Source organism: Halobacillus karajensis, assembly GCF_900108515.1.
Lineage (GTDB): Bacteria > Bacillota > Bacilli > Bacillales > Halobacillaceae > Halobacillus > Halobacillus karajensis.
This window is the reverse complement of sequence record NZ_FNWW01000006.1, coordinates 97,978-111,972: the sequence shown is the minus strand read 5'-3', so window position 1 is coordinate 111,972 and position 13,995 is coordinate 97,978. Positions and strand designations below refer to the sequence as shown.

The window sequence follows — 13,995 nt, the reverse complement described above, 5'->3', positions numbered from 1 at the left end:
GCCCCTTTCCTATCGATTCTTACTGTTCACCACGCTGGGTGTTCAGGTTTTGTGTGAAGCGATCAATAATAATCGCAAGAATTACAATGCCCAAGCCGGCAACGAAACCTGTACCAACCTCCGCACGCTGAAGCCCGGTTATAACGGTTTGTCCAAGTCCTTTTGCACCAATCATGGATGCAATAACAACCATGGATAAAGCAAGCATGACGGTTTGGTTAATCCCTGCCATAATCGTCTTTTTAGCCATTGGAAGCTGTACCTTAAACAGCTTTTGCGTCCCCGTCGTTCCAAATGAATCAGATGCTTCAATTAATTCATGGGACACTTGACGAATTCCAAGGTTCGTAAAACGCACGGTCGGTGGTGTTGCAAAGATGACAGATGCAAACACACCTGGAACCATACCAATACTGAAAAAGGCAACAGCCGGTATTAAATAAACGAATGCCGGCATCGTCTGCATGAAATCGAGCACCGGTGTTAGAATTTTTTCGACTGTTCTACTTTTGGCCATCCATATTCCGAAAGGCACCCCGATGATGACCGATATAAGACTCGCAAAAATAACGAGGGTAAAGGTGTTCATTAGTTCTTCCCAAAGTTCTTGGTTCGAAATAAACCAAAGACCTATGACCGAAAAGGCTGTCAATCCTAAACGTTTTCCAGAAGCTATGAAAGCTAACACACCAACGATTACAATAAACAACCAGATTGGAATGGCCATCAACCAATCTTCAGCTACGATTTCAATAAAGTCACCAAAGTCATTTTTAATAAAATCAAATAAAAATCCAAATGTATTCGTCGTCCATTTGGTTGCTGCATCTATCCACTCAGCGACCGGCAGTTTAGGAATTAAGTCCATTTAGATTCACCTCGCTTCCCGCTAAAGCCGCCAGAACGGCTCCTCTAACGATAATCCCCTTCAATTTCCCGTCCTCGACAACAGCGACTGGGACAGGAGCGTCATGAATGATATCGAAAATTTCCTGCATCGGTGTTTGAAGATCCACCTTAGGAACATCCGTACGAAGGATGCCTTTCAAATGGTCGGTCCCTTGCTTCACAGCAGAAGAAACATCGTCCGCCGTTACATATCCATGGAGATTTCTTTTTGCATCGGTCACATAAATACTTGAAAGCCCTTCTTTACGCATCCGTTCAAGGGCTGTACGCGGACCATGTTTTTGTATATCTACGGTTTCCGGTCGCTTCATAATGTTTTCTGCTGTGAGTACTTTGGAGCGATCAACATCCTCCACAAACTTTTCTACATACTCATTAGCCGGATTAACAAGAATTTCTTCTGGTGTGCCGATTTGAACAATCCGTCCATCCTTCATTAGTGCTATACGGTCACCAATCCTTAATGCTTCATCAAGATCGTGAGTAATAAAAAGAATGGTCTTTTTCATGGATTCCTGAAGTTCCAACAATTCATCCTGCATTTCTTTACGAATTAATGGATCTAATGCAGAAAAGGCTTCGTCCATTAGTAGAACTTCCGGATCGTTCGCTAATGCTCGCGCCAAGCCAACACGTTGTTGCATACCACCTGAAAGTTGGCCAGGAAATTGATGAATGTATCCTCCCAATCCAACCATTTCTAATGATTTTTTTGCACTCTCTTGACGTTCCTTCTTATCTATTCCTTGTACTTCAAGACCAAATTCTGCATTTTCCAGTACGGTTCGGTGCGGAAAAAGACCGAACCGTTGGAACACCATGCTTAACTTTTGGCGACGAACACTCCGTAATGCTTTACTGTCCATCTTTGCAAGGTCCTGATCGTCAATGAAGACACTTCCTTCAGTAGGCTCGATCAACCGGTTAATCAATCGTACGAGGGTGGATTTTCCACTCCCGGACAATCCCATGATGACGAAAATTTCCCCTTCTTCTACATCAAATGAAGCGCGGTTAACCCCGACAGTATTACCTGTCTTCTCAAGGATTTCTTCTTTTGTTAAACCCTCATCTAAGTATTTAGTCGCCTTTTTGGCATTCTTACCGAAGATCTTCGATAAGTTCTTTACTTGAATGATCGGCAAGTCGCTCACCTCTTCTTTTTGTTTATTATGGGTACGTTTTGCTGCTTTTATTTGCGTACTTAATCAGCCACCTTACATAATGTAACCCATATGTAACATAAAGTTCAAACGATAAAAACTATTAATCAAGTACAAAAATTATGTACAGTTAAAACTGTATAAGATTTAAGGAGTGAAATACGCCTATTTCCTTTAAATACCTTCTTATTAAAGCCCTTTCATTCGTTTTTTAAAATATTCTATTTATAGTATGTTATACATAAACTTTATGGATAAGGAGGATCTTATGGTAGTAAAAGACCACCATTTCCTTGAAAATATACATACGAAAGTCATCCACGAATTCTCTAAGACTTTGGAAATGTTCGGACTTACCCCATCCGATGCCCGCCTATTGGTCACACTATACATACAGGGTGGACCTATGACTTTAGATGAAATGAGCGAGGTACTAGGAAAAAGTAAAACTTCTATGAGCACTGGAGTACGTAGTTTGTTAGAGCAGGGGCTTGTAGAACGGGTATGGAAGAAAGGATTCCGAAAAGACCTCTATCAGGCCAATGAGAATCTATACAAAAATTTCATGACCTCCTATATTCAGAAATGGCTGACAGCTGCTCGTGACCAAAGAACCGCACTAAAAAACATGGAGGAACACTTAAAAAATAATGTTCAGCACTATTCGAACCAAAAAGAAATGGATCGAGCAGATGCGCTCTATCGACGTATGGAGGATATGATCCTTTTCCAAGAAAGGATTGCGGAAGCTTTCAAAAGCCTTGAGCCTGATCATCCTTCTTCTGAATAATCCCTATAAGAAGGATAGAAATGAGGGAGAGGTACAAGGAAAGATAAAGGTTTCAATATGACTTCATCAACTATCCAAAGACTTAGGATAGTCATTGAATAGGACTGCAGAAATGGATCAAGCCTCTCAAATTAAAAGTTCAATAACCATATCTTATGGATGGCTTATCATTTCACCGGAGCTACCATTTCCGAAACCCCTATAATATGTAACATGTTTCTATAGCCTTCCATTTTCTAAGTGGAAAGAAACACCTATATAGAATGAACAACAGGAGGAGATGAGCTTCTTGACATACCGCATGAACATATCCTGAGGAGAACTGAGGCGTCCTGCCTATGACAGAAGTGTATGGCAAACCTCCGTCGGTCCAGGTTTTATCCATACGCATGAAAAGAAATTTACGGGGATCCATACATGGGAATTTTAGAACGTTCTTTAGAAAACATGGAAGAGGAAACTATGGAGCCAGCTCGGATAACAATAAGGAACCAACTACCTGGTAGAACATGGATCCTATTCTAAACCCTATCATTCTCCACCTGATAAAAACCCTTTCCAAGAACACAACTGGAAAGGGTTTTTATCTATGAGAATAGGAAATCAATTGCTCGGTTAATTCTAAATAAAAACCTTCCTGATGCAAAGCACAGAGCGTTTCATTTATAGGAAGCTTATAACAAAGCATGCCGGCAAAGTGAAGCAATAAAGAGGAATGGTCAATCAATCCACTCTCCATATCCTCTTCATATCGGTGATTTAACTCTTTCAGCAGGCACAATGTATGCTGATATTCCTTTTCCGTTACATTTTTTTCGATAATTAATTTTGTAAACGGGTATTTCTTCATTTCCTCGACATCGAGTAATAATTTCAATTGGAATGTAAAGGTCTCACAATGATTTTCTTTCTCCAAACTACTCCCTCCACAACCTGTCATCACCCTTGTCATATCAACGTTTCAAAGGTCTTCTTATAAAAGCAAAAAAAGCAAGTGTTTTTTTTACGAAAAAACTATTGCTTTTTCGTTTCAAACATACTATTATTCGTCTTGTGCCAAACAAATAAATGGATGAATCGTACTACTATCATATCGATATTTATAATAAATTCACAGTATTTTTTGTTGTAAGGGGGGGATTCTTATGATGAACTGCTGGAAAACAGTGAACATCAATAAAGAATTCGGTCTGAACCGAGTATACCTTATGTCATTTCTTACAGGATTGTTAGCATTTCTAATTCTGTATCTACCGTATTCCATGATCCACGGTACGCATGAAATGAATGACCATGGCTTTCTGCCATTGTTGGTCATCTTGTTCTTCCTGCCATCGATGCACCGACTGATGCATATGTTGCCTTTAATGCTGAGTTATAAACGACTTCGTGTGAAATTTAAATTTAGAAAACGATGTGTTCCGACGTTCACCTATCAATGTAAGTCGAAATTATCGAAAAAGACATCCATCATGATGGCTATGGCACCGACTTTATTAATCACTGTCCCTGCCCTCATCATGGGTTATGTCTTCCCTCATTATTTTGCTTATCTAGTACTCTTTGCGTCTGTGAATATCGGACTCTCGTTTTCAGATTTCTTATATCTGAACTATTTCGCAAAAGCGCCGAAAAAATGTTTAATTGAAAATGCAAAAGACGGCTACGATATTTTAATCCATCAACCTAAAGCTTAAGAAAGCAACGTTCAAAATGAACGTTGCTTTTCTCTTTTTCCACTTAACAACAGGTTGGACTACACGCTTTATTATAAAAAGGTCATACCATTCACCTCCAGTCTTTTGCTTTATTTCAAAGATTTATTTGACTGGGATATATAGTTTGGGAACTTTTTTGATCGATCCATTAATTCCAACCCGTTTTTTCTGTTCAATCCACCCAAATTTTGATAGAGTAGTTTCATAGGGAATAAAGGAGGTACCAACATGGCATTTGGATTCAGCTTGTACGCGCTCGTCATTTTATTCGTGTTTAACTCACTCACACATTCCTTATGCACAAAAACGAAGATGTCGAACGAAAAACAAACGCGTGTTTTCCGAACAATAAATGTACTCATTACAATCTTACTGATATCTTCTTATGTGGAAGTCCTTAATACACTGTAAAATGAACAGGCCGTTGTTGGCCTGTTTTTTCTATACTGTTTTATGTATTGTTATATTTTCACATCTCAGTATAGAATAACTCCTACATAATGTGTTATATTTACTGATAGGCTGTGAGCAAATCTCTACGTCACGAAAAAATCATATTAAGTTTTTAGGAGTGTCAGGATTATGAAAAAAATAGCCATCACTGCTGCACTTGCTGCAAGTGTCTTTACACTATCGGCATGTTCTTCAAATGCGGATGAATCCGAACCTGTAGTCGAAACAAAAGATGGAGAAGTCACCAAGGAAGAATTTTATGAAGAGTTGAAATCTCAATACGGGGAACAGGTCCTTCAAACCCTTGTCATGAAAGAAATTCTTGCGAACAATTACAAGGTTTCTGACGAAGAAGTCAACAAAGAACTTGAAACAATCAAAGAACAGTACGGGGATAACTTTGAAACGATCCTTCAACAAAATGGGTTTTCCAATGAAGATGAGTTCAAAGAAACCGTCCGTATGAGCCTTCTCCAAGAAAAGGCTGCTTCTGAAGGTATAGAAGTGACGGAAGAGGAAATGAAAAATTATTACGAACGTATGAAGACAGAAGTTCAGGCAAGTCACATCCTTGTCTCTGATGAAGAAACAGCAAAAGAGGTAAAACAAAAAATTGATGATGGGGAAGACTTCGGAGAACTAGCTGCGGAGTATTCTTCTGATGGTTCTGCACAGCAGGGTGGAAAACTTGGCTGGTTCGGACCAGGGGAAATGGTTCCGGAATTCGAAGATAAAGCTTATGAACTAGAGCCTGGTAAAGTAAGTGAACCAGTCAAATCTCAGTTCGGTTACCACATTATCAAAGTGACAGACAAACGTGAAAAAGAGGACATTGAGTCTTATGAAGATAAGAAAGATGAAATCAAGCGTACATTAACTAGTCAGAAAGTTGACCAAGCTGAGCTACAGAGCAAAATGGATGAGCTTATGAAAGAAGCAGACATCGATGTGAAACTAGATGAATTCGAAGGCCTCTTCGATAAAGAACCAGCACCAACAGAAGAAAACCCAGCTCCTGAAGAAGGAAATTCGGGGGATGAAAATTCTGGAGGTGAAAATTCTGGAGAAGATAAGAAAGAAGAATAAAGAAAAAATAAAGCCGGGTGAACATTCACCCGGCTTTCATTCTGACATCATGGCATCCCTTTTCCCACGTCGTTCTTTTTCCTGTTCCATCCGTTTCAAATAGACTTGGCCTTCTCTCTCAATATGTTCCTGTTCTAAATGGTGTTCAGCTCTCATTGCTCGGATCGCCATATACCCACTTATGAATATAAATACAATACACAAGAATACCCAAATCGGAAGTCCGAATAACATAAATCCATCCTCCCTGCTCCTTTTGTGTCTAGTCTATGAGTAAGAAGTTCCAAATATGATACAAGCTCCATTTGGAAACCTACATCACCCAAACAAAAGTATGGACACCTTGTGTTCATTAAGATAATCTTAGGAGCAATACTAAAAGCAAACGCTCTCTAGGGAAGCTCTCGAGAGACGAGACACAGAAACCAGTTTAAAACGGACGTCAATAAAAAAACACGGTACACGTGGTCATGGGATGTTGACTTTTCATACAACATAGACCAAATACGTTTAACAAACGGAGAAATAAATAAAACGGCCCCGTTTTCTATGGATCACTAGAGCCACAGAACGGGGCCGTCTCTATTACTTCTTGCTTTTCTGGTCTATTTTCGGAACGTATTGAAAAATTTCTCCCGATTCGACAACATGGATGAACTTCATTAACCAGCGGTAGTAATTTTGGGCATATTCCAGTCGGTGAATATCCTCCGTAATTTTGCTTTTAAGCTCTTCATCTTCTGTGGCATCCCGAAGGTCATTAAGCTCCTGAATGGCCTCATCCGCTTCTTCAATATTGGTTTCCGTGTGGTGTCTCCAACGGCTCCCGAATAATGAGGTGAATGACTTATACCAATCCTCTTCTGATTTATACAGGTCTTTCCGGACCCCTTTTTTAAAGGAAGGTTCAACCATTTTCATATCCGACAAAGCTCGAACACCTGTAGACATACTTGTCTTACTCATTTCCAAAGCTTCACGCATATCATCCAAAGTCATCGGTTCTTGGGAGAAATAAAGAACTCCATACAAGCGGCCAATGGATGGAGTAACCCCATACAGGCTCATATTTTTAGCAATCACCTGGATAAACTGTTCAATTGTTTCTTCGTATTTGTTCCAATCTTTATTGTTCGTTTCTGGCAATGGAAACCCTCCATTTGCTAATATCCTCAAGTAATCTTAGAACATTTTATCATTAAAGTCCTTATATTGCGACCTTATGAATAATTTTATGATAATTGCCGGACAAAAGGAGATCCAAACTCCTCCGATAATTCTTCTCGCCATGTAAAAAGCACCACCTGGTGCCTTTCTGAAAGACTTTGAAGAATATCTACCATTACAGGAAGCCGCTTCATATCAAAGTGTACAAAGGCATCATCAACAAGGAAAGGCATAGACAATGATTCCGCCATTGTTTCACCTAGCGCGAGACGGAAAGACACATACAATTGATCTCTTGTCCCCCGCGACAACTCCGCCGGAACAAATACAAAACCACCTTGGCTGATTACTTTTATTTGATCGTCATCGGGAGAAAGCTTGACATCTACATAGTTTCCGTCTGTCAATCGTTGAAAGTAATCCGATGCTTTTTGCAATACTTGCGGTAAATACTTGTCTTTATACGAATGCTTGGTCTTTTCCAGAGCCTTTTTTGCTAATTGATACATGGCCCACTCTTCTGTTTGCTCCTGGAGCTTATCTTGTTCATACTGAAGTCTGTGCGTAATAGACGAACGTTCATCTGAATGCTCCAATTGCTTGATGCTGCTACTTGTATCCGCAATCGCTTGCTGCGTATTCTTTCGTTCCTCTTCTACTTTTCGTTTTTCCATATTAAGTCGTTCACGACGAGCCAACAATTCTGTTTCCTGAGGAACTTCAGTCCATATTTGATATTCCTGCTGCTCATTTTCTGAGAGCATACTTTGTAACTGGCGTTCTAATTCCTTACTATTCGCTTCGTTTTTTAGCTGCTCCTGTTTTTTATTCGCTTTTGCATAAAAGGTTTCTTCACTCCCTACACCAGCATCTTTAAAAAGGTTGTCTCTTTGCTCTAAAAAGGGTTGCATTCGAAGGGTATATTCCTTATAACGCTTATTTGCTGAGTGGTAGGATTTTTCAGTTTGGGTGATATTCTTTTTTATTTGTTCTTGGTCATGAACCCATGTCTGGAGATCCTTCCAATGGTCTCCCACAGTTTCTATATAAAATTCCCAGTTTTCGCTTCTGAAAAAAGCCTCCAACTCTTTTTCAATCCGGGTGATGGTTAACGTTTGTTCTTTCCTTTCTTCTTCCAACCTGTTTAAAGTCAGTCTTTTTTCCTTTACCTGTGTCAATAAATGATAAAGCTTTTCCCAATGCTGAATTTGTAAAGAGGTCAAAAAGGGATAAAGACTTTTTTGTTCTTCAATCGCCCCATTCAGTCTTCGGTGACGCTGCAGCCAATGATTTTCTTTCTCTTGTAATTGAATCTCTTCTTGGTTGAGCTGTTTCCATTGCTCGCGCAAATGATCATATTCTTTCTTGTTTACTTCATATTGTTGTAATTCATGGCGTGCTTTTTCAATTTCTTCACCTGAGATTGATGAAACTCTTCCTTCACCTTCCATTTCTTCAATCTTTCGGTGGGACATATAACTAAAGACACCAAAAATACTAGCGATTAGCATGAACACGAAAAAGAGTTCCATATCTAATCCAATTCCTTGTAAAAAAACTCCTAATACAAGGGTGATCACACCTCCTGTAAGTCCAATAAGACGTTTATTTTTCAATCCTGACTGAGAGTTGCGGCCCTTTCGGTCTGATGCAGCAGCGGATTCATAAGATTGATGTAACTTCCCCTCTAAACTCCTTGCCTTTTCATCTGTGATCATTCGGTTTTCTAGCGATTGTTTTCGTGCCTCCATTTTTTCAAATGAATGCTCGATTTCCTCTTTTTGAGATTTTATATAAGCTTCTTCGCGTTCCAGTTCTTCCTTTTCTTTGGTTAAATCACGCCATGTTTCTCCTATATAAAAAGGAAGAGCGTATTCCTCCAATTCTTTTGCGGTCAAAGGGATATCGATATAAGCCAATTCTTCTTCCATTTGTTCGGTCAATTTTATGATTTGCTGGTGAAGGCGGTGGTCTTCATAAACCGCCTGGTCATACTTAGGTCGTTCCTTCTCCAATAGCTTCCTGCCCTGTTCTATTTTTTCAGATGCATATTTTTGTTTCCATTCCTTTAGGGAAGCTTGCAGTTCTTCTAAGTTAACACCCAGCATATTTATTTCGGATTGTAGGGGGAGAAGCGATTCTTTAACCTGCTGGTAACGATCCACGCCAGATTCAGGAAAAGAAATCTTTTCCTGATTTGATAGAGCTTTAGCCTGGTGATAATCTATTAATACTGGCCTTACTTTCAATAGTTGTTCTATTGTATAGATTTGACTCATCTTTTTCTTCCAGTCTTCTTCTAATGTTGTCATTCTTTTTTCTAATTGGCACTGATGTTCTTGAAGTCGAAGGTAATCTCCTTCTTCTTCATCTAATATTTTCTTCTTTCTCTTAAGTTCTTCAACAACTTGAAGTTGTTCATTGATCTCCGGCCTCTTCCCCTTCGGCTTAAAACGCTCGTCTAGTTGCTTCTCCAGCCATTTTTCCGTTTGGTATATTTGGTCCGAGCCTGTAAGCCCAATGTTAAGAAGAACTTCACCTAACTCAGAACCTGATAAACTCCTTAAAGCTATTAAGTCATCAGCATTAAAACCATAAGTGGATTCATACTCTTTCCGTTCCATTCCATCCAATAAACTTTGAAGCCATTCCTCATCGCGTTCTTCCCCGGATTCCAGATGGCAGACAGCTTTTCCGTTTTCATGGCCATGCGTCCTTTCAATGGTTACTTTTCCATGTGCTTCTGTCGAAAGCACCAACCGTCCCCCCATCGTTCCACCCGTCTTTGGGATAAACGATTGTCTTTGCTTTGGAGAAAGACCAAATAGCATAAATAAGATAAACTGATAAATCGTAGATTTTCCTGCTTCATTTTCACCAACGATTAAACTTGGATGATCCTCAGAAATTTGAAGGGAATAGTCCTTCCATTTCCCAAATCCATAAATACTCATGCCCTTAATCTTCACTTCGTTCCCCCTCTCTCACTTGCCATTAAACATTCAAGCAATAACACTTTCGCTCTTTCGAGTGTTTCCTTACGCTCTTCATCATCTAAAGAGCGAATATATCGTGAAGCTTTTCGATGGGAAAATAATGGCTCCATCCATTCTTCGATTTCCTCTTCTCGCAAACGATCAATAGTCCGAAGCAACTCCCCTGTGAAGTGCGCCCCTCTCTTCAATTCCGTTTCATCCCAGCTCTTCCGGTCTTCGATCGTTACGTTTTCAATCCAAATCCAACCTTCAGCATTGAGATCTTCACTTTCATTAAGAATTTCTACCCATTCCTTGATATATCCAGCATTCTCCCATTCTTTTAAATCTCCGTCTTCAGCAACCAATTCGATTGTCAGCATAACAGAAGAGCCAACATGTACATGAGATTTTGCTTCTTCCAGTACTTTTTCTAAATGTTCCGGCTCCTTTATAGCCTGGCATTCCATTCGTATCGACTCATATGTAAAGCTTTGAAGAGGAATGAATTGGTAATCCCACTCGCCAGATCCGGATTCAACAAGGTAACATCCTTTTTCACCTGATTCCTTACGAGACCTTCCCTGAATATTCCCAGGGTAAATCACTGGAGGATCCGTAGCGAGAACAGAACGCTTATGTATATGGCCAAGCGCCCAATAATCCATCTGGCAATCTTTCAGTTCTCTCATTGAAAAAGGGGCATATACATTATGCTCCGTATTGGTATCCACGCTTCCGTGAAGCATCCCAATATGAAAGTCAGCTTCCCCCATTTTCTTAAAGGACTTCACTTTCCTATCACGTACCTCACGTGTTTCATAACTAAATCCATAAATATGGACGGATTCTCCATCTTCTTTTACGAATGGAAAATAACTAACATTTTGGGAAGAAAAAATATGGACATTTTCCGGCATTTCAATGGGAAGCTCATTCCCTTCTATATAATCATGATTTCCATAACTGACATATACATGAATGTTCTTTTGCTGTAAACGTTCAAAGCCACGGCGAAGGTGTACCTGAGCCTTGATGCTGCGGATTTCTTCATTATATAAATCCCCTGCGATCAAAAGAAAATCGACTTGGTGCTTGATACATAGATCAATTAACCGGTCGAACGCTTCAAAAGTACTGCTCCTTAATTTATCCAACAATCTCCCCGGAAGATGCCCTTTTGTTTTAAACAGACTGTCAATATGTAAATCCGCGCTATGTACAAAACGAACTCGAGACCCCACCATCGTCCGCCCCTTTCTCTTTCATTTTCTCTCTATTTTAACAGAGCTAAAAACCGAATGCACGTTCTCCCCAATTGATCTCACTAGACAGGGCCTCTGTATTTCCTTAGCAAAAAAGAAGGCCCCGTTTTCACGGGGCCTTCTTTTTAGTGTTCCTTTTTAGAAAGTTGCAAAGCTGTCTTTAAATCCTTTAAGGACGATGATTTTCCATACATCAATACACCACCACGGTAAATACGGGCACCTATCCAGCCCAGAAGGGCGATGGAACCGACAAGAATCCCTAAAGATAACGCCACTTCCCACACAGGTATATCAAGCATCCCTACGCGCAAGAACATGAGAAGAGGTGTGAAAAACGGAAAATAAGAACTAACGGTGATAAACGCAGCATCTGGTACTGTTAACCCGAACATTGCGATCATAAATCCAGCGACCACCAACATCATCATGGGGGCCATCATTTGTTGGGCATCTTCCAATCGACTGACAAGGGAGCCTAAAGTGGCTGCAAGTGTAGCATAAAGTAAATAGCCCAACAGAAAGAATACAACTGCATACACGACTGTACTAGGATCGATATTAGTAAAACCGAAGAAGTCAAGCAACGATCCATCCCCAATGTCCTTACTTTGCTGGATACCGATATAACCCACTAGGATGAAAATTCCAAATTGAGTTAACCCTAATAAAGCGATCCCTAAAATTTTTGCAAACATTTGAGAAACTGGGGACACACTTGAAATTAAGATTTCCATGACACGGCTCGACTTTTCCGTGGCTACTTCCGTAGAAATCATTTGACCATACATAATGACAGAAAAATACATGAAGAAAAGCATAACATAGACCAAACCACGAGTCTGCTCGAGCTCTTCTGCTGTTTTTGCACTATCTTCAAGAGCTACAAGTTCCAGTGATATAGGTGCGTTCATCTGCTGGATAACCGCAGGATCGACATCCGCCTGCTCTGTGACATACTGAACCTTCAACTGTTGAAGCGCTTGGCGGACGGCCTCACTACTCCCTGTATTAGCAATTTGATTGGCATAGTACGTTCCTTCAGGAGTTCCATCGGCTCCTTGTTCTACCTGGACAACTGACTCGTAATCCTCTTCTTCCACTTTAGTTTTGGCATCGTTCAGACTACCTTCATATTTTTCAAATGCCAATTGGTCATTCATCTCGACAGAGCCCGCTAAAAATTCATACCAATCTCCATGTTCAGTAAGAACAGCTACTTTCTTCTCTTCATCTACATCACTGAATGTCTCAATGATGGACTGGATATTAGTTAATACAAAAATAAGGGCAATCGTTACAATCGTTGTAATCAGGAAGGATTTGGACTTAACACGATTTTTATATGTCTGGCCCATCATAATAAAAAACTTATTCATAAGATGCCCCCACTTTTTCAATAAAGATATCGTTCAGAGTCGGCTCTTCTAAATCAAACGTACGTACGAACCCTTTTCCATACAATTGTTCAAAGATAGAGGAAGCAATTTCTTCCCTCTCCACTTGAATCTCACAGCCATCTCCAAGCGGTTTGTACTTTGTAACTCCTGAAATTTTCTCCAAAAAAGTGGTGTCAAAGTCTGCAAGGACACGGATATTCTTCTTCCCATATGATTTCTTGATCTCTTTTAACTTCCCGTGGACCACCGGTGAACCGTGGTGAAGAATGCATAAGCTTTCACAAAGCTCCTCTACATGTTCCATTCTGTGGGAAGAGAATACGATAGATGTCCCAGCCTCTTTTAAATCGACGACAGCTTTCTTAAGCATCTCTACATTCACAGGGTCAAGCCCGGAAAAAGGCTCATCAAGAATTAACAATTTGGGTTTATGTAGAACGGCAGAAATGAACTGTATTTTTTGCTGATTCCCCTTGGAGAGCTCTTCCACTTTTTTATTCTTGTATTCTGGCACTTTAAAACGTTCCAGCCATGCGTCTATCTCTTTCAATGCATCAGTTTTTTTCATCCCACGCAACTTCCCTAAATAGATCAACTGCTCCTGTACTTTCAACTTTGGATAAAGGCCTCTTTCCTCAGGTAGATAACCAATGAGATGGCTTTGATCATAACCAATCTCTCCATTATTCCAGGAAATTTCCCCTTCCGTTTGATCGAGCAAACCAAGGATCATGCGAAAGGTCGTTGTCTTTCCTGCTCCGTTAGCTCCGAGAAATCCAAAAATCTGCTTTTCAGGGATCTCCAAAGACAACTCATTAACAGCTGTAAATGACCCAAACTTTTTTGTGACTTTTTCTAGTCGTAAAGTCATGACTTCTCCTCCTTTTCATCATACTGTACGTGACGGACACTACATTCGTTTCATCTTTCTCACATTCCTTTTTCCAAAGTATTTTTTTTAGCTTTGTAATAGCAGCCTAGTACCCCCTTGAGGAAACTACGGAAATAAAAATATTGATATGGGCAGGAATTTCGGCAGTCGATGACAAAAGTAATTAATGAATACCTA

At 40.0% G+C, this 13,995-nt stretch carries 13 protein-coding genes; 4 read left to right on the top strand and 9 right to left on the bottom strand.

All coding sequences use genetic code 11. The features are described from left to right. Positions 1-19: 19 nt before the first annotated feature. Entirely contained in the window at positions 20-868 is an 849-nt protein-coding gene (locus BLW54_RS13505; RefSeq protein WP_035510075.1) for an ABC transporter permease, read from the bottom strand. Next, complete coding sequence (locus BLW54_RS13500) at positions 852-2,054, bottom strand: quaternary amine ABC transporter ATP-binding protein (RefSeq protein ID WP_035510074.1); 1,203 nt, start codon at positions 2,052-2,054, stop codon at positions 852-854. The genes BLW54_RS13505 and BLW54_RS13500 overlap by 17 nt, the downstream gene beginning before the upstream one ends. Before the next feature lie 286 nt (positions 2,055-2,340). On the opposite strand from BLW54_RS13500, the gene BLW54_RS13495 reads away from it, so the two are divergent. Further along, positions 2,341-2,862, top strand: coding sequence for a GbsR/MarR family transcriptional regulator (locus BLW54_RS13495; RefSeq protein ID WP_074735187.1), 522 nt, complete (start codon positions 2,341-2,343; stop codon positions 2,860-2,862). Positions 2,863-3,445: 583 nt separating this feature from the next. Here the strand turns inward: BLW54_RS13495 and BLW54_RS13490 are convergent. After that, complete coding sequence (locus tag BLW54_RS13490; protein WP_035510070.1) at positions 3,446-3,778, bottom strand: DUF1878 family protein; 333 nt, start codon at positions 3,776-3,778, stop codon at positions 3,446-3,448. A gap of 229 nt (positions 3,779-4,007) precedes the next feature. Here BLW54_RS13490 and BLW54_RS13485 point away from each other — a divergent pair, with 229 nt between their 5' ends. The 3 genes from BLW54_RS13485 to BLW54_RS13475 all read left to right on the top strand — a co-directional run bounded on the left by BLW54_RS13485 (position 4,008) and on the right by BLW54_RS13475 (position 6,119). Further along, entirely contained in the window at positions 4,008-4,559 is a 552-nt protein-coding gene (locus tag BLW54_RS13485; protein ID WP_035510068.1) for a DUF3267 domain-containing protein, read from the top strand. A 249-nt stretch (positions 4,560-4,808) separates the two neighbouring features. Then, positions 4,809-4,991 carry a hypothetical protein gene (locus BLW54_RS13480; protein ID WP_035510066.1) on the top strand — a complete coding sequence of 61 codons (183 nt, stop codon included), beginning with the start codon at positions 4,809-4,811 and terminating at the stop codon, positions 4,989-4,991. A 171-nt stretch (positions 4,992-5,162) separates the two neighbouring features. Further along, positions 5,163-6,119: a peptidylprolyl isomerase gene (locus BLW54_RS13475; RefSeq protein WP_035510065.1), complete on the top strand. Its 957-nt coding sequence runs from the start codon at positions 5,163-5,165 to the stop codon at positions 6,117-6,119. Positions 6,120-6,155: 36 nt separating this feature from the next. Here BLW54_RS13475 and BLW54_RS13470 read toward each other — a convergent pair whose 3' ends face one another. The 6 genes from BLW54_RS13470 to BLW54_RS13445 form a co-directional block, all read right to left on the bottom strand. After that, on the bottom strand, positions 6,156-6,353 hold the full coding sequence (locus tag BLW54_RS13470) for a sporulation YhaL family protein (RefSeq protein ID WP_035510064.1): 198 nt from the start codon (positions 6,351-6,353) through the stop codon (positions 6,156-6,158). Positions 6,354-6,704: 351 nt separating this feature from the next. Further along, positions 6,705-7,265, bottom strand: a complete 561-nt coding sequence (locus tag BLW54_RS13465) for a GbsR/MarR family transcriptional regulator (protein WP_035510062.1) — start codon at positions 7,263-7,265, stop codon at positions 6,705-6,707. Positions 7,266-7,351: 86 nt separating this feature from the next. Further along, entirely contained in the window at positions 7,352-10,255 is a 2,904-nt protein-coding gene (locus BLW54_RS13460) for an ATP-binding protein (protein WP_074735185.1), read from the bottom strand. Beyond that, positions 10,252-11,508 carry a metallophosphoesterase family protein gene (locus BLW54_RS13455; RefSeq protein WP_035510059.1) on the bottom strand — a complete coding sequence of 419 codons (1,257 nt, stop codon included), beginning with the start codon at positions 11,506-11,508 and terminating at the stop codon, positions 10,252-10,254. Before BLW54_RS13455 ends, BLW54_RS13460 begins: the two co-directional genes overlap by 4 nt. A 143-nt stretch (positions 11,509-11,651) precedes the next feature. Beyond that, a complete protein-coding gene (locus BLW54_RS13450; protein ID WP_074735183.1) occupies positions 11,652-12,905 on the bottom strand; it encodes an ABC transporter permease in 1,254 nt (417 codons plus the stop codon). Then, positions 12,898-13,797, bottom strand: a complete 900-nt coding sequence (locus BLW54_RS13445) for an ABC transporter ATP-binding protein (protein ID WP_035510056.1) — start codon at positions 13,795-13,797, stop codon at positions 12,898-12,900. The genes BLW54_RS13450 and BLW54_RS13445 overlap by 8 nt, the downstream gene beginning before the upstream one ends. Positions 13,798-13,995: the final 198 nt, after the last annotated feature.